At 71.5% G+C, this 20194-nt stretch carries 18 protein-coding genes; 14 read left to right on the top strand and 4 right to left on the bottom strand.

Features of this window, described 5'->3' with window-relative positions; translation table 11 throughout:
- The first annotated feature begins 170 nt into the window (after positions 1–170).
- Both ABD52_RS09800 and ABD52_RS09805 read left to right on the top strand, forming a co-directional pair.
- Positions 171–4535, top strand: a complete 4365-nt coding sequence (locus ABD52_RS09800; protein WP_047891618.1) for a HAMP domain-containing protein — start codon at positions 171–173, stop codon at positions 4533–4535.
- Positions 4532–5089: a two-component system response regulator gene (locus ABD52_RS09805; RefSeq protein WP_013283536.1), complete on the top strand. Its 558-nt coding sequence runs from the start codon at positions 4532–4534 to the stop codon at positions 5087–5089. Before ABD52_RS09800 ends, ABD52_RS09805 begins: the two co-directional genes overlap by 4 nt.
- Positions 5090–5093: 4 nt before the next feature.
- Here ABD52_RS09805 and ABD52_RS09810 read toward each other — a convergent pair whose 3' ends face one another.
- Entirely contained in the window at positions 5094–5618 is a 525-nt protein-coding gene (locus tag ABD52_RS09810; RefSeq protein WP_235437431.1) for a GbsR/MarR family transcriptional regulator, read from the bottom strand.
- Between the two features lie 53 nt (positions 5619–5671).
- Here ABD52_RS09810 and ABD52_RS09815 point away from each other — a divergent pair, with 53 nt between their 5' ends.
- Both ABD52_RS09815 and ABD52_RS09820 read left to right on the top strand, forming a co-directional pair.
- Complete coding sequence (locus ABD52_RS09815) at positions 5672–6631, top strand: ABC transporter ATP-binding protein (protein WP_047891619.1); 960 nt, start codon at positions 5672–5674, stop codon at positions 6629–6631.
- Positions 6628–8220, top strand: a complete 1593-nt coding sequence (locus tag ABD52_RS09820) for an ABC transporter permease (RefSeq protein ID WP_047891620.1) — start codon at positions 6628–6630, stop codon at positions 8218–8220. The genes ABD52_RS09815 and ABD52_RS09820 overlap by 4 nt, the downstream gene beginning before the upstream one ends.
- 98 nt (positions 8221–8318) lie before the next feature.
- Here the strand turns inward: ABD52_RS09820 and ABD52_RS09825 are convergent, their stop codons facing one another.
- Positions 8319–8651: an STAS domain-containing protein gene (locus ABD52_RS09825; RefSeq protein ID WP_013283540.1), complete on the bottom strand. Its 333-nt coding sequence runs from the start codon at positions 8649–8651 to the stop codon at positions 8319–8321.
- A 157-nt stretch (positions 8652–8808) separates the two neighbouring features.
- Here ABD52_RS09825 and hemL point away from each other — a divergent pair, with 157 nt between their 5' ends.
- The 6 genes from hemL to ccsB are packed head-to-tail and all read left to right on the top strand — an operon-like array spanning position 8809 to position 14867.
- Positions 8809–10146: a glutamate-1-semialdehyde 2,1-aminomutase gene (hemL, locus tag ABD52_RS09830; protein ID WP_047891621.1), complete on the top strand. Its 1338-nt coding sequence runs from the start codon at positions 8809–8811 to the stop codon at positions 10144–10146.
- A gap of 3 nt (positions 10147–10149) precedes the next feature.
- Positions 10150–10797, top strand: coding sequence for a histidine phosphatase family protein (locus ABD52_RS09835; protein WP_013283542.1), 648 nt, complete (start codon positions 10150–10152; stop codon positions 10795–10797).
- A complete protein-coding gene (locus tag ABD52_RS09840; RefSeq protein ID WP_047891622.1) occupies positions 10797–11372 on the top strand; it encodes a TlpA disulfide reductase family protein in 576 nt (191 codons plus the stop codon). Before ABD52_RS09835 ends, ABD52_RS09840 begins: the two co-directional genes overlap by 1 nt.
- Complete coding sequence (locus ABD52_RS09845) at positions 11372–12274, top strand: cytochrome c biogenesis CcdA family protein (RefSeq protein ID WP_047891623.1); 903 nt, start codon at positions 11372–11374, stop codon at positions 12272–12274. Before ABD52_RS09840 ends, ABD52_RS09845 begins: the two co-directional genes overlap by 1 nt.
- Positions 12274–13893: a cytochrome c biogenesis protein ResB gene (locus tag ABD52_RS09850; protein WP_047891624.1), complete on the top strand. Its 1620-nt coding sequence runs from the start codon at positions 12274–12276 to the stop codon at positions 13891–13893. The genes ABD52_RS09845 and ABD52_RS09850 overlap by 1 nt, the downstream gene beginning before the upstream one ends.
- Positions 13893–14867, top strand: coding sequence for a c-type cytochrome biogenesis protein CcsB (gene ccsB, locus ABD52_RS09855; RefSeq protein ID WP_013283546.1), 975 nt, complete (start codon positions 13893–13895; stop codon positions 14865–14867). Before ABD52_RS09850 ends, ccsB begins: the two co-directional genes overlap by 1 nt.
- Here the strand turns inward: ccsB and ABD52_RS09860 are convergent.
- Positions 14836–15060, bottom strand: coding sequence for a hypothetical protein (locus tag ABD52_RS09860; protein ID WP_047891625.1), 225 nt, complete (start codon positions 15058–15060; stop codon positions 14836–14838). The genes ccsB and ABD52_RS09860 overlap by 32 nt on opposite strands.
- Before the next feature lie 95 nt (positions 15061–15155).
- Between ABD52_RS09860 and ABD52_RS09865 the strand changes: the two genes are divergently transcribed.
- Positions 15156–16637 (top strand): ATP-binding protein, encoded by a 1482-nt coding sequence (locus ABD52_RS09865; protein WP_047891626.1) that lies wholly within the window; start codon positions 15156–15158, stop codon positions 16635–16637.
- An 8-nt stretch (positions 16638–16645) separates the two neighbouring features.
- Here ABD52_RS09865 and ABD52_RS09870 read toward each other — a convergent pair whose 3' ends face one another.
- Positions 16646–17116 carry a MarR family winged helix-turn-helix transcriptional regulator gene (locus ABD52_RS09870; RefSeq protein ID WP_047891627.1) on the bottom strand — a complete coding sequence of 157 codons (471 nt, stop codon included), beginning with the start codon at positions 17114–17116 and terminating at the stop codon, positions 16646–16648.
- Between the two features lie 63 nt (positions 17117–17179).
- On the opposite strand from ABD52_RS09870, the gene ABD52_RS09875 reads away from it, so the two are divergent.
- From ABD52_RS09875 to mqnP, 3 genes are all read left to right on the top strand, one after another.
- The gene (locus tag ABD52_RS09875) at positions 17180–17734 is read left to right on the top strand and encodes a carboxymuconolactone decarboxylase family protein (RefSeq protein WP_047891628.1); all 555 of its coding nucleotides are present in this window, start codon (positions 17180–17182) and stop codon (positions 17732–17734) included.
- A gap of 94 nt (positions 17735–17828) precedes the next feature.
- The gene (locus tag ABD52_RS09880) at positions 17829–19286 is read left to right on the top strand and encodes a menaquinone biosynthesis decarboxylase (RefSeq protein ID WP_047891629.1); all 1458 of its coding nucleotides are present in this window, start codon (positions 17829–17831) and stop codon (positions 19284–19286) included.
- Entirely contained in the window at positions 19286–20191 is a 906-nt protein-coding gene (gene mqnP, locus ABD52_RS09885) for a menaquinone biosynthesis prenyltransferase MqnP (RefSeq protein ID WP_013283552.1), read from the top strand. Before ABD52_RS09880 ends, mqnP begins: the two co-directional genes overlap by 1 nt.
- The last annotated feature ends 3 nt before the right edge of the window (positions 20192–20194 follow it).

The raw sequence follows: 20194 nt of genomic DNA on the forward strand, positions 1-20194 counted from the left end.
CTTCGTATCCTCCACCGCGCCCACCCCGGGTGCCAAGCATCAGGCCGAACCCGCCACCCGGGTCGATACCGCACGTGACGCGCGATCACACGCGGTGACCTCGACGGATCGCGCGGCACAATGATGGGATGGCCCGTGTGACGGCACGAGCCCGAGCGGAGCGAGGATCGATGGCCACGGTGAATCAGTCGGTGACCGCTGACCCGTCCGCGTCCGACCACGAGGTGCTCCTCGGCGAACTGGTCGAGGCGTTGCGCAGGGTGGGACGCGGCGATCTCCGGGTGCGCCTGCCCCGGCGGGCGGGGCTGCCCGGTGAGGTCGCCGACGCCTTCAACGACGTGGTGTCGTTGCAGGAGCGGCAGCATCTGGACCTGCGGCGGATCAGCCGGATCGTCGGCCGCGACGGCCGGCTGACCGAGCGCCTGGACGACGAGGGCCTGGACGGCTCCTGGGCGGAGGGGCAGCGCGCGGTCAACTCGCTCATCGACGACCTGGGCCGGCCGACCACCGAGATCGCCCGGGTCATCGTGGCGGTGGCCGACGGCGACCTGTCCCAGCACATGGCGCTGGAGATCGACGGTCGCCCGCTGCGCGGTGAGTACCTGCGCATCGGCCGGACCGTGAACACGATGGTGGACCAGCTCTCGTCGTTCGCCGACGAGGTGACGCGCGTGGCGCGTGAGGTGGGCACCGAGGGCAAGCTGGGCGGCCAGGCCGACGTGCGCGGGGTGGCGGGCACCTGGAAGGACCTCACCGACTCGGTGAACACCATGGCGTCGAACCTCACCGGGCAGGTGCGGTCGATCTCCCAGGTGGCGACGGCCGTCGCGAAGGGCGATCTGTCGCAGAAGATCACGGTCGGCGCGCGCGGCGAGGTGGCCGAGCTGGCCGACACCATGAACTCGCTCACCGACACGCTGCGGCTGTTCGCCGAGCAGGTGACCCGGGTGGCGCGCGAGGTGGGCACCGAGGGCAAGCTGGGCGGCCAGGCCGAGGTGCCGGGCGTGGCCGGCACGTGGAAGGACCTGACCGACAACGTCAACTCGATGGCGTCGAACCTGACCGCGCAGGTGCGCAACATCGCCCAGGTGTCCACGGCGGTGGCGAAGGGTGACCTGTCGCAGAAGATCACGGTGGCCGCCCAGGGCGAGATCCTGGAGCTGAAGGACACCGTGAACACGATGGTGGACCAGCTCTCCTCGTTCGCCGACGAGGTGACGCGCGTGGCGCGCGAGGTGGGCATCGAGGGCAAGCTGGGCGGCCAGGCGCAGGTGCGCGGCGTCTCCGGCACCTGGCGCGACCTCACCGAGAACGTCAACCAGCTCGCCGGCAACCTGACCAGCCAGGTCCGCAACATCTCCCAGGTCTCCACGGCCGTCGCCAAGGGCGACCTGGGTCAGAAGATCACAGTGGACGCGCAGGGCGAGATCCTGGAGCTGAAGAACACCGTCAACACGATGGTGGACCAGCTCTCCTCGTTCGCCGACGAGGTGACCCGGGTGGCCCGTGAGGTGGGTACCGAGGGCAAGCTGGGTGGTCAGGCCCAGGTCAAGGGCGTCTCGGGTACGTGGCGGGACCTGACCGACAACGTGAACTCGATGGCGTCGAACCTGACCAGCCAGGTGCGGAACATCGCCTCGGTCACCACCGCCGTGGCGAAGGGTGACCTGTCGCAGAAGATCACTGTGGACGCCCGGGGCGAGATCCTGGAGCTGAAGTCCACTGTCAACACGATGGTGGACCAGCTGTCGTCGTTCGCCGACGAGGTCACGCGGGTGGCGCGCGAGGTGGGCACCGAGGGCAAGCTCGGCGGCCAGGCCCAGGTACGCGGCGTCGCCGGCACCTGGCGCGACCTGACCGACAACGTGAACTCGATGGCGTCGAACCTGACCGCGCAGGTGCGCAACATCGCCCAGGTGTCGACAGCCGTCGCCAAGGGTGACCTGTCGCAGAAGATCACAGTGGACGCGCAGGGCGAGATCCTGGAGCTGAAGTCGACTGTCAACACGATGGTCGACCAGCTCTCGTCGTTCGCCGACGAGGTCACGCGCGTGGCCCGTGAGGTGGGCACCGAGGGCAAGCTGGGTGGTCAGGCCCAGGTCAAGGGCGTCTCGGGTACGTGGCGGGACCTGACCGACAACGTGAACTCGATGGCGTCGAACCTGACCAGCCAGGTGCGGAACATCGCCTCGGTCACCACCGCCGTGGCGAACGGCGACCTGGGTCAGAAGATCACAGTGGACGCGCAGGGCGAGATCCTGGAGCTGAAGAACACAGTCAACACGATGGTGGACCAGCTCTCGTCGTTCGCCGACGAGGTCACGAGGGTGGCCCGTGAGGTGGGTACCGAGGGCAAGCTGGGTGGTCAGGCCCAGGTCAAGGGCGTCTCCGGTACGTGGCGCGACCTCACCGAGAACGTCAACCAGCTCGCCTCGACCCTGACCACGCAATTGCGCGCCATCGCGCAGGTCTCCACGTCGGTGACCCGCGGCGACCTGACCCAGCGGATCAACGTGAAGGCGCAGGGCGAGGTCGCCGAGCTGAAGGACAACATCAACCAGATGATCGTCACCCTCAGGGAGACGACCAAGAAGAACGCCGAGCAGGGCTGGCTGGACTCGAACCTGGCCCGGATCGGCGGTCTGCTCCAGGGCCAGCGCGACCTGGGCGAGGTCTGCCGCATGATCATGCAGGAGGTGACCCCGCTGGTGGACGCGCAGCTCGGCGCGTTCTTCCTGGCGGACAGCTCCGAGGGCAGCATGCGGCTGCGGCTCACCGCCTCCTACGGGTACGTGGCACGCGGCCACGACGTCACGTTCGGCCCGGGTGAGGGGCTGGTCGGGCAGGCCGCCCTGTCGCGCCGGACGATCCGGGTCAAGGCGCAGCCGGACGGGCGCCTCGTCGTACGGTCCGGGCTGGCCGACACGCCCCCGGCCGACCTGGTGGTGCTGCCGGTCCAGTTCGAGGGCGAGCTGCTCGGTGTGATCGAGTTCGCCGGCGTGGCCACGTTCTCCGAGCTGCACCTGGCGTTCCTGGAGCGGCTGGTGCTCACCATCGGCGTCGCTGTCAACACCATCCAGGCCAACCGGCGTACGGAGGAGCTGCTGGCGCAGTCGCAGCGGCTGGCGCACGAGATGCAGGACCAGTCGGCCGAGTTGCAGCGCACCAACGCGGAGCTGGAGGACAAGGCGAAGCTCCTGTCCGAGCAGAAGGCCAACATCGAGACGCAGAACCGGGAGATCGAGCTGGCCCGCCTCGGCCTGGAGGAGAAGGCGCAGCAGCTCACCCGCGCGTCGGCGTACAAGTCGGAGTTCCTGGCGAACATGAGCCACGAGCTGCGTACGCCGCTGAACTCGCTGCTCCTGCTGGCCCGGCTGCTGGCCGAGAACCCGGAGCGCAACCTCAGCGCGAAGCAGATCGAGTTCGCCCGGACCATCCACGGCGCCGGGTCGGACCTGCTGTCGCTGATCGACGACATCCTCGACCTGTCCAAGATCGAGGCGGGCCGGATGGACGTGGAGCCCACCGAGATCCAGTTCGCCGAGATCCGCGGCTACGTCGAGCAGGCGTTCGCGCCGCAGGCCGAGGAGAAGGGCCTGGACTTCCAGGTACGGGTCAGCCGTGACCTGCCGCCCGCGCTGGTCACCGACGCCCAGCGGTTGCAGCAGATCCTGCGCAACCTGCTGTCGAACGCGGTGAAGTTCACCGACAACGGCGCGGTGACGCTGCGGATCGGCCCGGCGGCCGACAACGCCGTCTTCGACGTGCCGGCGCTGACGAACGCGCAGCGGGTGATCGCGTTCACCGTGATCGACACCGGCATCGGGATCTCCGACGACAAGCTGTCGCTGATCTTCGAGGCGTTCCAGCAGGCGGACGGCACCACCAGCCGCCGCTACGGCGGCACCGGCCTGGGCCTGTCCATCAGCCGTGACCTGGCCCGCCTGCTCGGCGGCACGATCACCGTCTCGTCCGCGCCCGGTCAGGGTTCGACGTTCACTCTCTTCGTACCCGATGTGCTGGCGCCGGACGCGGTGGTGGCGCCGGCGCCACCGTCGCCGAGCCGCGCGGGCCTGCCGTCGTCGCTGCTCATGCCCATGGAGCTGCCGCAGCCGCAGGAGACGCCCGCCACCCGGCGCCTGGACGGCGTGACCGTGCTGATCATCGACGACGACGTGCGGAACGTGTTCGCGCTGACGTCCGCGTTGGAACTGCACGGGATGACCGTGTTGTACTCGGACAACGGGGCGGACGGCGTCCGCCAGCTCGCCGAGCACCCGGAGGTGGACATCGTCCTGATGGACGCCATGATGCCGGACCAGGACGGGTATGAGACGACAGCGCAGATCCGCCGCAACCACCGGTTCGCGGACCTGCCGATCGTCTTCCTGACCGCGAAGGCGATGCCGGGCGACCGGGAGTCGGCGCTCGGCGCCGGCGGCAGCGACTACATCACCAAGCCGGTGGACCTGGACGAGCTGATCGAACTGATGGCGTCCTGGATCAGCCGGAGCCGAGGCGAGGAGAACGCGTGACGCAGACGGCCAAGGCCCTGCTGGTGGACGACCGGCGGGAGAACCTGATGGCGCTGGAGGCGATCCTCCAGGGTCTCCCGGTGCAGTCGGTCGCGGTGGAGAGCGGCGAGGCGGCGCTCAAGCAGCTCCTGGTGGACGACTTCGCGGTGATCCTGCTGGACGCCCAGATGCCGGACATGGACGGGTTCGAGACCGCCACCCACATCAAGCGGCGCGAGCGCACCCGGCACGTACCGATCATCTTCCTGACCGCCGCGGACAAGGACGCCCAGCTCGCGCTGCGCGGCTACGCGGCCGGTGCGGTCGACTACCTGACCAAGCCGTTCGACCCGTGGGTGCTGCGCGCAAAGGTGACGGTCTTCGTCGACCTGTGGGTGAAGACGCGGCAGCTCGCCGCCCAGTCGGATCTGGTGCGGGAACGGGATCTGCAGTGGCGGCACCTGACCGACGCGGTCGACGAGGCGACGGCGCTGCTGCGCGCCGACGACGACCCGTCCACCCGGGAGCGCGCGGTGGAGCTGCTGGAGCAGGCGCGCTGGGGCAACACCCGCTGACGGTTCAGCCGCCGGCCGGGCCGCCGTGCCCGGTCGCGGCCCGCCGGGCCCGCCAGCGGTCGCCGAGCGATTCCAGCTCCTCCTGCACGAAGAGGAAGAAGTCGCGCATCTCGGCGACCCGCTCACCGGCCGGTGTGCTCCGGCCGTGCAGCGCGTCGACTCCGCCGGCGGCGATGTCGATGAAGTTCTTGTAGAGCGTGGTCTTGGTGATGGTCGCCTCGTACCACGGGTTGTCGGGCATCCGGTAGCGGTCGCGCCGGGAGCCCTTGACCGGCTCGCGGACCAGCATGGCGAACTGGGTCAGGTAGCGCACCGCGCCGCTCACCGCCGCCGCGCTGACGCCGAGCCGCTCGGCGATCTCGCCCGCGGTGAGCGGGTCGTCGGCGCTCATCACTGTGAACAGGACCCGGGCGGCCATCCGGGGGAAGCCCACGTCGGCGAAGGCCATCGCCATCCGCTCGACGAAGAGGTGGACCTCTTCCTCGTCGTGCTGGGGCGGCACGTTCATGCTCGGCTCCTCGACACTCACCCCGTGACCCTACAGTCTTCACAACTTTGTGAAACGAGCGTAGCTTCTGAAGTATGGAAACGGCAATCGATGTGTCCGGCCTGGTGAAGACCTTCGGCCGCACCCGGGCCCTCGACGGGCTCGACCTGACCGTTCGCACCGGAGAGGTGCACGGCTTCCTGGGCCCGAACGGCTCCGGCAAGTCGACCACCATCCGGGTGCTGCTCGGCCTGCTGCGGGCGGACGCGGGGGCCGTCCGACTGCTGGGCGGCGACCCGTGGCGGGACGCGGTGGCGCTGCACCGGCGCCTCGCGTACGTACCCGGCGACGTCACGCTCTGGCCCGGCCTCAGCGGCGGCGAGGTGATCGACCTGCTCGGCCGGCTGCGCGGCGGGCTCGACCCGGAACGCCGCGCCGAGCTGCTGGAGTCGTTCGAGCTGGACCCGCGCAAGAAGGGCCGCACCTACTCCAAGGGCAACCGGCAGAAGGTCGGTCTGGTCGCCGCGCTCGCCTCCGACGTCGAACTGCTCATCCTCGACGAGCCGACCTCCGGGCTCGACCCGCTGATGGAGGAGGTCTTCCAGCACTGGGTCCGCCGCGCCCGGCAGGACGGGCGCACCGTGTTGTTGTCCAGCCACATCCTGGCCGAGGTGGAGGCGCTCTGCGACCGGGTGACGATCATCCGGGCCGGCCGGGCGGTGGAGTCAGGCACGCTCGGTGACCTGCGCCACCTGCACCGCACCGCGATCGACGCCGAGGTCACCGCGCCGCTGGACGGCCTGGCCGACCTGCCGGGCGTGCACGACCTGCGGGTGGACGGGCAGCGGGTCCGCTTCGACGTGGACACCGCGTCGCTCGACGCCGCGCTGCGCCGGCTCACCGAGCTGGGGGTACGCAGCCTGGTCAGCACGCCGCCCACGCTTGAGGAACTGTTCCTGCGGCACTACGAGACGACGCCGTCCGAGGCGGCGCCCTCTTCCGACGCGGCGCCCTCTTCCGACGCGGCGCCCTCCGAGACGGCGGACCGGTCATGAGCGCGCTCACCGGCACGCGTCACCTGGTCCGGCTGATCCTGCGCCGGGACCGCCTCCTGCTGCCGCTGTGGGTGCTGGTCCTCGCGGTGCTGCCGATCACGTACGCGGCCAGCTTCTTCGAACTGTTCCCGACCGCTGCCGAGCGGGCCGCGTACCTGGAGGGCACCGCCCGCAACCCGTCGATCGTCGCGCTGCTCGGCCCGGCGTACGGCGACAGCGTCGGCGCGCTCACCGCCCAGCGCAGCGGCTTCCTGCTGCTCATCGTCGCGCTGGCGAGCCTGCTCACCGTCATCCGGCACACCCGCACCGAGGAGGAGGCCGGGCGACGGGAACTGCTCGGCGGCAGCGTGCTCGGGCGGCACGCCGGGCTGACCGCCGCGCTGCTCGTCACGTACGGCGCCGACCTGGTGCTCGGGCTGCTCACCGCCGCCGGGCTCGTCTCGACCGGGCTGCCGGTCGGCGGCTCGGTCGCGTACGGACTGGTCACCGTGCTGACCGGCGCCGTCTTCGCCACGCTCGGCGGGCTGGCCGCCCAGCTCACCGAGACTGCGGGCGGGGCGCGGGGCATCGGCCTCGCCGGTCTCGGCGCCGCGTTCGGGCTGCGCCTGGCCGGGGACACCGCCGGCGACGACTGGCCGAGCTGGCTGTCCCCGCTGGGCTGGGCCGCCCGCGTCCGCCCGTACGAGGGGGAGCGGTGGTGGGTGGTGCTGCTGCCACTGGCCGCCACCGTGCTGCTCGCCGCGCTCGCGTACCCGATCTCGGTCCGCCGCGACCTGGGCGCGGGCGTGCTGCCGCCCCGGCTCGGCCCGGCCGGCGCGGGCGGCGCGTTGTCCGGTCCGTTCGGGCTGGCCTGGCGGCTGCACCGGGGGCAGATCCTCTGGTGGTCGGTCGGGTTCGGCCTGCTCGGGCTGATCCTCGGTGGCGCGGCCGAGGCGGCCGGTCGGTCGGTCGAGGGGAGTCCGCGGATGGAGGAGATCGTGGCCCGGCTCGGCGGGGCGTCCGGGATGGCCGACGCGTACCTGGGGGTCACGCTGAGCCTGGCCGGGCTCGCAGCAGCCGGGTACGGCATCCAGGCCGCGCTGCGGATGCGCGCCGAGGAGGCCGCCGGGCACGCCGAGCCGGTGCTCGCCACCGGGACGCGGCGCTCGACCTGGCTGCTCTCGCACGTGGCGTTCGCGCTGCTCGGCCCGGTCGTGGTGCTCGGTGTGACCGGGCTGGCCACCGGCCTGACGTACGGGCTGAGCACCGGTGACGTGCCCCGCCAGCTGGGCCGGATGCTCGCCGCGGGCCTGGCCCAGGTGCCTGCGGCGTGGGTGCTGGCCGGGCTCGCCGTGCTGCTCTACGGCCTGCTGCCCCGGCTCGCGTCCGCCGCGTGGGTGGTGCTGGCGGTCTGCGTGCTGCTCGGGCAGCTCGGCGCCGTGCTGGAGCTGGACCAGTGGCTGCTGGACGTGTCCCCGTTCACGCACACCCCGCAGGTGCTGCGCGACGCGTGGACCCCCACCCCGCTCTACGTGCTGACGGCCCTGGCGGTGACTCTGGCCACAGCAGGCCTGCTCACGTTCCGCCGCCGCGACATCCCCGTCCTCTGACCCGCGTTGATCTTGCACTTGTGGCCCCGACAAAGCGGGCGAATCACCCGCACGGAGGGCCGCAAGTGCAAGATCGCGGGGGAGGGCGGAGGTGAGGGCTACGGGGTGGCTTCGTTGCGGATCATCAGGGCGCTGCGGAGGCCGGTGATGTCCAGGACGCGGATCAGGAAGTCGCCGACGTTGGTGAGCATCAGCAGGCACTGGGTGTGGCTGGCCTTGCGGCTGAGCACCACGAGCGTGCCGAGGCCCTGCGAGTCGCAGAACGTGACCCCGGCCAGGTCGAGCACGATGCGCGGGGGCGGATCCGCCAGCACCTCGTTCACCACTGTCGAGAGCTGGGCGGCCGTGAGCATGTCGATCTCACCGGCCAGGCGAAGCACGGCTTCGTCACCCGTCCGGTGTACGGTGATGGACAGTTCGGCACGATCCACCCGGTCAGCCTATCGCGATCTCGACCGACGGGCCTGTCGAGCGGATCGCCGTCGGTCCGCCGCGCCGCTCAGGCGGGTGAGCGGCGGGTGAGCCTGGTAACCCCCGTTGCGGGGTGCCTGCCAGGCAGCGCTCCGGCGCTGACACAATGGCCCCATCGTGACCGAGACCTTTTCCGCCGGATCCGGCCGTTACCCGGCCGACGCCCCGGCCTCCGAGGCCCTGTTCGACCGCGCCAAGGCCGTCGTGCCCGGCGGGGTCAACTCTCCCGTGCGCGCGTTCCGTGCCGTCGGCGGCACCCCGCGCTTCATGGTCCGGGGGGAGGGTCCGTGGCTCTTCGACGCCGACGATCGGCGCTACGTCGACCTGGTCTGCTCCTGGGGTCCGCTGATCCTCGGTCACGCGCACCCGGCAGTGGTGGAGGCGCTGCGCGAGGCGGCGCCGCTCGGCACCAGCTTCGGCACGCCGACGCCGGGTGAGGTCGACCTGGCCGAGGAGATCATCGCGCGGACGCCGGTGGAGCAGGTGCGCCTCGTCAACTCCGGCACCGAGGCGACCATGTCGGCGATCCGGCTGGCCCGCGGCTTCACCGGCCGCGCCAAGATCATCAAGTTCTCCGGCTGCTACCACGGCCACTCCGACGCGCTGCTCGCCGCCGCCGGCTCCGGCGTGGCCACCTTCGGCCTGCCCGACTCGCCCGGCGTGACCGGCGCGGCAGCGGGCGACACCATCGTGCTGCCGTACAACGACCTGCGCGCGGTCGAGGAGGCGTTCGCCGCCGAGGGGCAGCACATCGCCGCGATCATCACCGAGGCCGCCGCCGGCAACATGGGCGTGATCGCGCCCCGCGACGGTTTCAACTCCGAGCTGGCCCGGATCGCCCACGCCAACGGCGCGCTGCTCATCGTCGACGAGGTGATGACCGGGTTCCGGGTGTCCCGCGCCGGATGGCACGGCCTCGACCCCTCGGACGCGGACCTGTGGACGTACGGGAAGGTCATGGGTGGCGGCCTGCCCGCCGCGGCGTTCGGCGGGCGCGCGGAGATCATGGCGAAGCTCGCCCCGGCCGGCCCGGTCTACCAGGCCGGCACGCTCTCCGGCAACCCGCTGGCCTGCGCGGCCGGTCTGGCCACGCTGCGGCTGGCCGACGACGCGCTCTACCGGCGGCTCGACGAGACCGCCGCCGCGCTGGGCAAGCTGACCACCGAGGCGCTGTCCGCGGCGGGCGTGCCGCACCGCCTCTCCACCGCGGGCAACATGTTCTCGGTCTTCTTCACCGACGCGGACGTGCACGACTACGACAGCGCCCGCACCCAGGTGGTGCCGGCGTTCAAGGCGTTCTTCCACGCGATGCTCGCCGGTGGCGTCTACCTGCCGCCGAGCGCGTTCGAGTCGTGGTTCGTCTCGACCGCGATCGACGACGCCGCGTGGGAGCAGATCGCCGCCGCCCTGCCGGTGGCGGCGCGGGCGGCGGCAGCGGCGGGACACGGGGGGTAACCAGTGGCGGAGACTGTGGTGCACGTGCTGCGGCACGGCGAGGTGCACAACCCGGACGGCATCCTCTACGGCCGCCTGCCCGGGTTCCGCCTCTCCGAGCTGGGCGTGCAGATGGCCAAGGCGGCGGCGCAGGCGCTCGCCGACCGGACCGTGGTGCACGTGGTGGCCAGCCCGCTGGAGCGCGCCCAGCAGACCGCCGAGCCGATCGCAGCGCAGTTCGGTCTCTCCGTCGGCGTCGACGAGCGCCTGATCGAGAGCGCGAACTGGTTCGAGGGCAAGAAGGTCTCGCCCGGTGACGGCTCGTTCCGCGACCCGCGCAACTGGTGGGTGCTGCGCGACCCGGTGACCCCGTCCTGGGGCGAGGCGTACCGGGCCATCGCCGAGCGCATGTTCGCCGCGCTGCACGCCGCCCGGGTCGCCGCCGAGGGGCGGGAGGCGGTGCTCGTGTCGCACCAGCTCCCGATCTGGACGCTGCGCCGGCACGTCGAGCGCAAGCGCCTCTGGCACGACCCGCGCCGTCGCCAGTGCGGCCTGGCCAGCCTCACCTCGTTCCACTTCGACGGCGCCAAGATCGTCGGTATCGGGTACTCCGAGCCGGCGGCCCACCTCGTCTCGATCTCGCCGACCGCCCGGACGGCCAAGGGGGCCTGATGCTCACCCGGAGGCTCGCCGCCGCCCTGCTCGCCGCCGTGACCGCCGGTACGGTGCTGGTCGGCTGTTCCTCCGGCAGCCAGGAGAGCCGGTGCGCGGCCGACGGTTCCACAGTCACCTGCGCCCCGGACCAGCGCTCCAAGACGCCGAAGGTGAGCGGTGAACTGCTCACCGGCGGCAGCTACGACATCTCCCGCGACCGCGGGCAGGTCGTCGTGGTCAACTTCTGGGGCTCCTGGTGCGCGCCCTGCCGCGCCGAGGCGGACGACCTGGAGGCCACCTACCAGGCTACCAAGGGCTCCGGCGTGACGTTCCTCGGCATCAACGTGCAGGACAGCAAGGACAAGGCGATCGCCTTCGAGGAGGGCCGGGTCACGTACCCGAGCATCTTCGACCCGGCCAGCCGCCAGGCGCTGAACTTCGACATCCCGCCGAACACCACCCCGGCCACGGTCGTGCTCGACCGCGAGGGCCGGATCGCCGTGGTGATCCGCCGGGCCGTCACCCGCGACGAACTGCGGCCGATCGTCGAGGACATCGCCGCCGAGTCGCCGCCGCCGAACGGCGCCCGCTGATGGGCGAGACGTTCCGCCAGCTCGCCGAGTCCGGCCCGCTGCTGCTCGCGGTCGGCGCGGCGGCGCTGGCCGGACTGGTCAGCTTCCTGTCCCCGTGCGTGCTCCCGCTCATGCCCGGCTACCTGTCGTACGTGACCGGCTTGGCCGGCTCCGACCTGGAGGGTGCAAGGAAGGGCCCCCTTTTAACGCCTCCGGTAGAGGAAGGGCCCCTTCTTAACACCGGTGCCGCCGCCGGCAGCAGCGCGGGCGGCTCGGGTGGCTCGGGTGGCTCGGGTGGCGTGAGCGTCGCCGAGCGGGCGACGCCGCAACGGACCACCGCCGCCGTCAAGGGCCGGGTGCTCGCCGGCACGCTGCTGTTCATCGCGGGCTTCACCGTCGTGTTCGTCGCCACCGCGATCCTCTTCTCCGGCGTCGGCAAGCTCTTCTTCCGGTACGAGCGCACGCTGGAGATCGTCATCGGCGCGCTCGTGGTGGTGCTCGGCCTCGGCTACCTCGGGGTGATCCCCGGTATGCAGCGGGAGTTCCGCATCCGCTGGCTGCCCTCCGCCGGGTTGCTCGGCGCGCCGGTGCTCGGCGCGGTCTTCGCGCTCAGCTGGCTGCCCTGCACCGGCCCGACGCTCGGCGCGGTGCTCGGCATGGCGGCCACCGAGGGCGGGACCGACCGGGCGGTGGTGCTCGCCGTGGCGTACTGCCTCGGGTTGGGGATACCGTTCGTCGTCTTCGGGCTGGGCTTCCAGCGTCTGCTCGGGGTGTTCCGCGCCGTCCGGCGCAACAGCCGGTGGGTCACCCGGATCGGCGGCGCGCTGCTGATCGCGATCGGCCTGGCGCTGATCACCGGCGGCTGGGTGAACGTGGTGATCTGGTTGCAGACGAACGTGGGCGTGGGCGAGGTGAGCATCTGATGACGACCGTTGACGACAGGCCGTCGACCCCACCCGCGCAGGCGCCCCGGCGGCGGGTCAACCCGGTGCTGGCCCTGCTGCGCAACTCGTGGCGGCAGCTCACCAGCATGCGTACGGCGCTGATCCTGCTGTTCCTGCTCGCCGTCGCGGCCATCCCCGGCTCGGTGCTGCCCCAGCGCGGCGTCAACCCGGAACGCGTCAACCAGTGGTTCGTCGACCACCCCGACCTCGCGCCCCGGCTGAACCAGATCGGCGCGTTCGAGGTCTTCGGCTCGGTCTGGTTCTCCGCGATCTACCTGCTGCTGTTCACCTCGCTGATCGGCTGCATCCTGCCCCGCGCCCGCGACCACGTCCGCGCGCTGCGGATGAAGCCGCCGGCCGCGCCGAAGCGGTTCGACCGGCTGCCCCAGCACGCGGTGCTGGAGGCCCCGGCCGCCGCCGACCCCGAGGCGATCGCGGCGGTGCTGCGCCGCCGCCGGTGGCGGGTCACCGTGCGCGGCGACGAGGTCTCCGCCGAGAAGGGCTACCTCAAGGAGACCGGCAACCTGCTCTTCCACGTGTCGCTGGTCGCCGTCCTGCTCGGGGTGGCGCTCGGTTCCTGGTACGGATGGCACGGCAACCGCATCCTGGTGGCGGGCGAGGACAACGCCTTCTGCAACACCCGCCAGCAGTACGCCGAGGCGTCGCTCGGCCCGCGCGTGGACAGCTCCGACCTGCCGCCGTTCTGCCTGACGCTGGAGAAGTTCGAGGCCGACTACCTGCCGTCCGGGCTGGCGTCCCGCTACTGGGCCACGGTGACCGTGGACGAGCCGGGCGGCACGGAACGGACCGCCGGGTTCTCGGTCAACTCGCCGTTGCGGCTCGGCTCGGCGAACGTCTACCTGCTCGGCAACGGCTACGCGCCGCTGCTGAAGTACACCGACAGGTACGGCCGCAGCCAGACCAGCGAGGCGCCGTTCCTGCGCACCGGTGACTCCAACGCGACCGAGGAGGGCGTGGCGATCTTCCCGGACGCCAACGTCGACCCGAAGACCGGCGCGCGTGCCCCGGACCAGCAGATCGCCTTCGACGGGCTCTACCTGCCGACCGCGCCGGAGAGCGCGCCGTACGTCTCGTCGCAGTACCCGGCCGAGCGGAACCCGGCGGTGAACCTGACCGCGTACCGGGGCAACCTCGGGCTGGACGCGGGCATCCCCGGCTCGGTCTACGCGCTGGACCGGCGGCAGATCGACGACGGCAAGCTCAAGGAGATCGGCACCAAGCTGCTGCGGCCGGGGGAGAAGTGGACCCTCGACGACGGCAGCACGCTGGAGTTCGTCGGCACCAAGCCGTACATCACGCTCGCGGTCCGGCACGCGCCCGGGCAGACGTTGCTGCTGGTGGCGAGCGGCACGCTGCTGCTGGGCCTGATGGGCTCGCTGTTCGCCCGGCGGCGCCGGGTCTGGTTCCGGGTTTCGCCCCCCGAGGGCGGATCTCCGACGAGCGGTAGTAGTTTGGTGGAGGCCGGTGGGCTGCCGCGCACCGAGCACCCTGGGTTCGCCGACGAGTTCGCGCAGCTCGTCGCCGCGGTGAGCGGTGACGCGCCGGACGCGCGGCGGGCGCGAGAAGGAGACGACTGATGTCCGCACTCTCCGACCAGCTGGTCGCGTTCGCGATCCTGGCGTACCTGATCGCGATGATCAGCCACGCCGTGGAGTTCGCGCTGGGCAACGCGCGGAAGGTGCCCGCGGCCGCGCCGGCGCGGGAGCTGGTCGGCGCGGGCGTCGGCGGAGCCGGCGGCACGATCGACGAGCCGGCCGTCGCGGCCACGCCGCCGCGCCCGGACCGTACCGGCGCGCGGGCCGTGCTGGCCGGCCGGATCGCCGCCTGGCTCACCGTGCTGGCAGCCGCCGTGCACCTGGGCGCCGTGGTCACCCGGGGCCTCGCCGCCGACCGGATGCCCTGGGGCAACATGTACGAGTTCGTGCTGACCGGCACCTGGATCGGTGTGGCGGCCTGGCTCGTGGTGCTCTGGAAGCAGCCGTGGCTGCGCCGGCTCGGGCTGTTCCTGACGCTGGTCATGGTGCTGCTGCTGGCCTTCGCCGAGCTGAAGCTCTACGTGCCGATCGAGCCGCTGATGCCGGCGCTGCAGTCGTGGTGGTTCATCATCCACGTCTCGACGATCATCTTCGCCTCGGGCATCTTCCTGCTGGGCGTGGTGCCCGCCGCCGCGTACCTGATGCGGTCCGGCTGGGAGCAGGGGCGGCGCAGCTTCCCGTACACCCTGGCCCGCCGCCTCCCGGAGGCGGCCGGGCTGGAGCGGCTGACCTTCATGCTGCACGCCTTCTCGTTCCCGATCTTCACCTTCGCGGTGATCGCGGGGGCGATCTGGGCCGAGGCGGCCTGGGGTCGTGCCTGGGGCTGGGACCCGAAGGAGACCTGGGCGTTCATCTCCTGGGTGGTGTACGCGGGCTACCTGCACGCCCGGGCCACGCCGAGCGTGAAGCGCAACGTGGCCACCTGGATCTCCATCGTGGGCTTCCTGACCGTGATGATGAACCTGTTCGGCGTGAACTTCTTCTTCACCGGTCTGCACTCGTACGCCGGGGTGTAGTGGCCGGGCGCGCGGTCAGCACCTCGTCCACCCGGCGCGTGATCTGGTAGGCAACCTCGGGCAGGTCGGCCAGTTCGAGGCGGTCCGCCCGGAGCGCGAACTGGGCGTGCAGCTCGCGGGCCACCGCGTCGCGGATCTCGGCCTGGAGCGGGCTGAGGCCGTCGGGGTCACCCACCACGTATGCGTCATCCATCCGCCGATGATGAACCGCCGTCGGCGAAGCTGTCAGTGACGCAGAATGTAGGACTACACTTCTTAGAACTGTAGTTATAAGAAATGTGGTTCCGTATGCCGCTGCTCGGAAAACCCGCGGAGATCTTCGACCGGGACGTCGAGTGGGCCGAACTGGCCCGGTTCGTGGCCGACGAGCGGCCCGGCGCGACGCTCGGCGTGGTCAGCGGCCGCCGGAGGCAGGGCAAGACCCTGCTGCTGTACCAACTGGCGCAGGAGAGCGCCGGCTTCTACTTCGGCGCGACCGAGGCGACGTCGACCGAATCGCTGCGCCGGTTGGGTGAGGCGCTGGGCGCGTACTCCGGGTCACCAGGCCCCGTCCACCTGCCGGACTGGGGTGCTGCTGTCGACGCGCTGCTCGCGCTGGGACGGGAGCGCCCCGTCACTGTCGTCCTCGACGAGTTCCCGTACCTGGTGCGTGCGGCCCGTGACCTGCCGTCGATCATTCAGCACGCGCTGACACCAGGGCGTCCGGAGCGGACCGGGTCCCGGGCGCGGTTGCTGCTGTGCGGCTCGGCGCTGTCCTTCATGGGAGGACTGCTCGCCGGGTCGGCGCCGCTGCGCGGGCGGGCCGGCCTGGAACTGCCGGTGCAGCCACTGGACTTCCGCGCCGCGGCGGCCTTCTGGCAGATCGACGACCCGCTGCTGGCGGTGCGCGTCTTCTCCGTCGTCGGAGGCACCCCCGCGTACCGCCGCGAGTACGTCCAGGACGACACCCCGGCCGGGCCGGACGACTTCGACGCGTGGATCGTGCGGACGGTCCTGAACCCGGCCCGGCCGCTGTTCCGTGAGGCCCGGTACCTGCTGGCCGAGGATCCGGACCTGCGGGACACGGCGCTGTACCACTCGGTTCTCGCCGCCGTCGCGGAGGGCAACGCCAGCCGGGGCGGCATCGCCGGCTACATCGGGCGGAAGGCCACCGACCTCCAGCACCCGCTGACCGTGCTGGAGGACGCCGGACTGCTGCTGCGCGAGCCCGACCCGCTGCGCAGCGGTCGCAGCAGCTACCGGATCACCGAGCCGTTGATCACCTTCTACCAGGCCGTGATGCGCCCGGCGTGGACGGCTCTGGAGCAGCGGCGCGGCGCCGACGTCTGGCGTCGCTCACAGCGCCGCTACGCCAGCGCGGTGCTCGGACCCCGGTTCGAGGAGATCGTGCGGCAGTGGGCGCTCCGCTTCGCCGAACCCGAGCTTCTCGGTGGGCACGTCGCCCAGGTGAGCGCGGCGACGCTGACCGATCCGGACACCCGGACGCGCCACGAACTCGACCTGGTCGCGGTGGGCGAGCCGCCAACGGGCGACGGCCCTCGCCCGTTGTTGGCGATCGGTGAGGTCAAGTGGGGTCGCCGGCTGGGCCGGGTCGACCTTCAGCGGCTGGAGCGGATCCGGGCCCTGTTGGTACGGCGACCCGGCTTCGACGCGACCGGGGCGCGGCTGCTGCTGGCCGGCGGCCACGGCTTCGAGGACGACCTCGTCGAGGCCGCGGCCGGTCGGGCGGATGTGGTCCTGGCCGACCCAGCTCTCCTCTACGGGCACTGAGCGGGCGCTCATCCGCCGAACCAGCCGGGGATGTCGAGGCGGAACACGTCGGCGGGGACCATCCGGCGCAGGTCGTCCTCGATGGCGGCGACCCGGTCCGCGCCGAGCGTGGCCGCCCAGCGGTCGCGTAACTCGTCGAAGACCACAGCCGAGCGGTGCAGCCCGTCGCGCCCCTTCGCTGTCATCCGGACCAGCTTGCGGCGGGCGTCGGCGGGGTCGTCCACGCGTTCCAGGTAGCCGAGCGCGACCAGCCGGTCCACAGTCTTGCCCGCTGCCTGCTTGGAGACGCCGAGGCGTTGACCGAGGTCGGAGGCGGTGGTGCCGGCCGGGCCGACGGCCTGGAGGACGACGCCGTGTGCCGGGCGCAGCTCGGGGTGCCCCTGGCGGGCCAGCTCGGCGTGCAGGTCGTCGACGAGCGTACGGAAACCGGCGAGCAGGAGCAGCGGCAGCGCGAAGCCGGGGCGGTCAGGCGTTGCCATGTTCGACAACCACGTTTACTATTCCGTCAACCACGTTGACCATCTTACGAGAGGGGCCCTGTCATGTCCCGCTTCACCGCGTACGAGCCGGACACCGCGCCCGCCGCCGCCCGCCCGGTCATGGCCGGAGTACGTCGCTCGCTGGGTCACCTGCCCGCCGCCGTGAGCCTGATGGCCGGCTCGCCCGAACTGCTCAAGGGCTTCCTCGCCGCCAACGCCGCGTTCGAGGCCACCGACCTGGACCCGGTCGCACGGGAGGTGGTCGTGCTGACGGTCGCCACCCGCAACGGTTGCCACCTCTGCGTGGCCATGCACACCGCGACGCTGGTCCGGCACGGCGCCGCGCCCGAGCTGATCGAGGCGCTGCGGGCCGGTACGACGCTGCCCGACCCCCGGCTGGAGGCGCTGCGCCGCTTCACAGTCGCCGTGCTCGACCACCGGGGCGCGGTCCCCGACGCCGACCTGGACGCGCTGCTCGCCGCCGGATGGCAGCCCCGGCACGCGCTGGACGTGGTGCTCGGCGTCGGCACGTACACGATCTCCACGTTCGCCAACCGGCTCACCGATGCGCCGCTCGACGAGCCGCTGGCCGCGTACGCCTGGCAGCCCGCCGCCTGAGCTGCGGGTGTTAAGAAGGGGCCTCTCCTCTACCGGAGGCGTTAAAAGGGGGCCCGTCCTTACCTCCGCAGGAGGGTACGGGAGGATGGGCGGTATGGCGGCTCGCTTCCCGTACACCGATCTGAAGGATTTCCTCGCGGCCTTGGAGCGTGCGGGCGAGCTGCGGCGGGTGAGCGCGCCGGTCGACCCCACGCTGGAGATCAGCGAGATCGTCACCCGCACCGTCCGGGCCGGCGGGCCCGCGCTGCTGTTCGAGCGCCCCACCCGGGGTGAGATGCCGGTGGCGATCAACCTGTTCGGCACCGAGAAGCGGATGGCGATGGCTCTCGGGGTGGAGCACCTCGACGAGATCGGCGAGCGCATCGGCGACATGCTCAAGCCGGAGCTGCCGCAGGGCTTCTCCGGGATGATGGGCGGCCTGGGCAAGGTCATGCAGCTCAAGTCGATGCCGCCGAAGAAGGTCAAGACCGCGCCCTGCCAGCAGGTGGTCTACCGCGGCGACGACGTCGACCTGAACCGGCTGCCCGGGTTGCAGGTGTGGCCCGGTGACGGCGGGATCTTCCACAACTTCGGGCTGACCCACACCAAGCACCCGGAGACCGGCAAGCGCAACCTCGGGCTCTACCGGCTCCAGCAGCACTGGCACAACACCATCGGCATGCACTGGCAGATCCACAAGAACTCCACCGCGCACCACGCGGTCGCCGAGCGGCTCGGCCAGCGGCTGCCGGTGGCGATCGCGATCGGCGCGGACCCGGTGGTGGCGTACTCGGCCAGCGCGCCGCTGCCGGCCGACATCGACGAGTACCTGTTCGCCGGGTTCCTCGCCGGTGAGCGGGTCGAGATGGTCGACTGCCTGACCGTCCCGTTGCAGGTCCCGGCGCACGCGCAGATCGTGCTGGAGGGCTACATCGAGCCGGGCGAGCGCCTGCCCGAGGGGCCGTTCGGCGACCACACCGGCTTCTACACGCCGGTCGAGCCGTTCCCGGTGATGCACATCGAGTGCATGACCATGCAGCGCGACCCGGTCTACCACTCGATCGTCACGTCCCAGCCGCCGCAGGAGGACCACGGCCTCGGCAAGGCCACCGAGCGGATCTTCGCGCCGCTGCTGCGCTTCCTGATCCCGGACATCGTCGACTACGACCTGCCCGCCGCCGGGGTCTTCCACAACTGCGCGATCGTGTCGATCCGCAAGCGCTACCCGAAGCACGCGCAGAAGGTCATGAACGCGATCTGGGGCGCGCACATGATGTCGCTGACCAAGCTGATCGTGATCGTCGACGAGGACTGCGACGTGCACGACTACAACGAGGTCGCGTTCCGTGCCTTCGGCAACGTCGACTACGCCCGCGACCTGATGGTCACCGAGGGACCGGTGGACCACCTGGACCACGCCTCGTACCAGCAGTTCTGGGGTGGCAAGGCGGGCATCGACGCGACCCGCAAGCTGCCCGAGGAGGGCTACAGCCGGGGCTGGCCGGAGGAGATGCGCATGTCGCCCGAGGTGGTCTCGCTCGTCGACAAGCGCTGGAAGGAATACGGGATCTGATGACGGCGGCAGTACAGGAACGACCCGGCCGGGTCTCGTCCTTCCTCAAGCTCGTCGCCATCGAGCACTCGGTCTTCGCGCTGCCGTTCGCGTACCTGTCGGCGCTGACCGCCATGCAGCTCAACGGCGGCCGGGTGCGCTGGGGAGACCTGCTGCTGATCACCGTGGCGATGGTCGGCGCGCGGACGTTCGCGATGGCCGCGAACCGGATCCTCGACCGGCGGATCGACGCGCGGAACCCGCGTACGGCCAACCGGGAACTGGTCACCGGCGCGGTGAGCGTGCGGACGGCCTGGACCGGCGCGGCCGTCGCGCTCGTGGTGTTCCTGGCCGCTGCCGCCCTGCTCAACCCGCTCTGCCTGGTGCTCGCGCCGCTCGCCGTGGTGCCGCTCGTGGTCTACCCGTACGCCAAGCGGTTCACGAACTGGCCGCACGCCATCCTCGGGGTGGCCCAGGCGGTCGGACCGGTCGGCGCCTGGCTGGCGGTCACTGGCACGCTCGACGGCTCCGGCCCGGCCTGGCTGCTCGGCGCCGCCGTCGGCCTGTGGATCGGCGGCTTCGACCTGATCTACGCCTGCCAGGACTCGGAGATCGACCGGGAGATCGGCGTGCACAGCGTCCCCGCCCGGTACGGCCGGCGCTTCGCGCTGCACGCCTCCACTGTCGCGCATGTGGTGACGTTCGCGCTGTTCATTTGGTTCGGCGCCTGGGTCGGCTTCGGCTGGCTGTGGTGGATCGGGCTGGCGCTCACCGCTGTCGCCTTCGCCTACCAGCACATGGTGGTCAGCCCCACCGACCTGAGCAAGGTCAACCGGGCGTTCTTCACCGCCAACGGCTTCGTCGGCATCGCGTTGTTCGTCCTCGCGCTGCTCGACCTGGTGATCCGGCTCGGCCTGCGGCCGTAGACG

The sequence above is a fragment of the Micromonospora sp. RV43 genome, from assembly GCF_001029515.1.
GTDB classification, from domain to species: domain Bacteria; phylum Actinomycetota; class Actinomycetes; order Mycobacteriales; family Micromonosporaceae; genus Micromonospora; species Micromonospora aurantiaca.

Excerpts from the sequence above, each read along its gene's own strand:
- ABD52_RS09800 (WP_047891618.1), top strand. The coding sequence starts at position 171 with ATGGCCACGGTGAATCAGTCGGTGACCGCTGACCCGTCCGCGTCCGAC.
- ABD52_RS09815 (WP_047891619.1), top strand. The coding sequence starts at position 5,672 with ATGGAAACGGCAATCGATGTGTCCGGCCTGGTGAAGACCTTCGGCCGC.
- ABD52_RS09820 (WP_047891620.1), top strand. The coding sequence starts at position 6,628 with ATGAGCGCGCTCACCGGCACGCGTCACCTGGTCCGGCTGATCCTGCGC.
- ABD52_RS09840 (WP_047891622.1), top strand. The coding sequence starts at position 10,797 with ATGCTCACCCGGAGGCTCGCCGCCGCCCTGCTCGCCGCCGTGACCGCC.
- ABD52_RS09845 (WP_047891623.1), top strand. The coding sequence starts at position 11,372 with ATGGGCGAGACGTTCCGCCAGCTCGCCGAGTCCGGCCCGCTGCTGCTC.
- ABD52_RS09850 (WP_047891624.1), top strand. The coding sequence starts at position 12,274 with ATGACGACCGTTGACGACAGGCCGTCGACCCCACCCGCGCAGGCGCCC.
- ccsB (WP_013283546.1), top strand. The coding sequence starts at position 13,893 with ATGTCCGCACTCTCCGACCAGCTGGTCGCGTTCGCGATCCTGGCGTAC.
- ABD52_RS09860 (WP_047891625.1), bottom strand. The coding sequence starts at position 15,060 with ATGGATGACGCATACGTGGTGGGTGACCCCGACGGCCTCAGCCCGCTC.
- ABD52_RS09865 (WP_047891626.1), top strand. The coding sequence starts at position 15,156 with ATGCCGCTGCTCGGAAAACCCGCGGAGATCTTCGACCGGGACGTCGAG.
- ABD52_RS09870 (WP_047891627.1), bottom strand. The coding sequence starts at position 17,116 with ATGGCAACGCCTGACCGCCCCGGCTTCGCGCTGCCGCTGCTCCTGCTC.
- ABD52_RS09875 (WP_047891628.1), top strand. The coding sequence starts at position 17,180 with ATGTCCCGCTTCACCGCGTACGAGCCGGACACCGCGCCCGCCGCCGCC.
- ABD52_RS09880 (WP_047891629.1), top strand. The coding sequence starts at position 17,829 with ATGGCGGCTCGCTTCCCGTACACCGATCTGAAGGATTTCCTCGCGGCC.
- mqnP (WP_013283552.1), top strand. The coding sequence starts at position 19,286 with ATGACGGCGGCAGTACAGGAACGACCCGGCCGGGTCTCGTCCTTCCTC.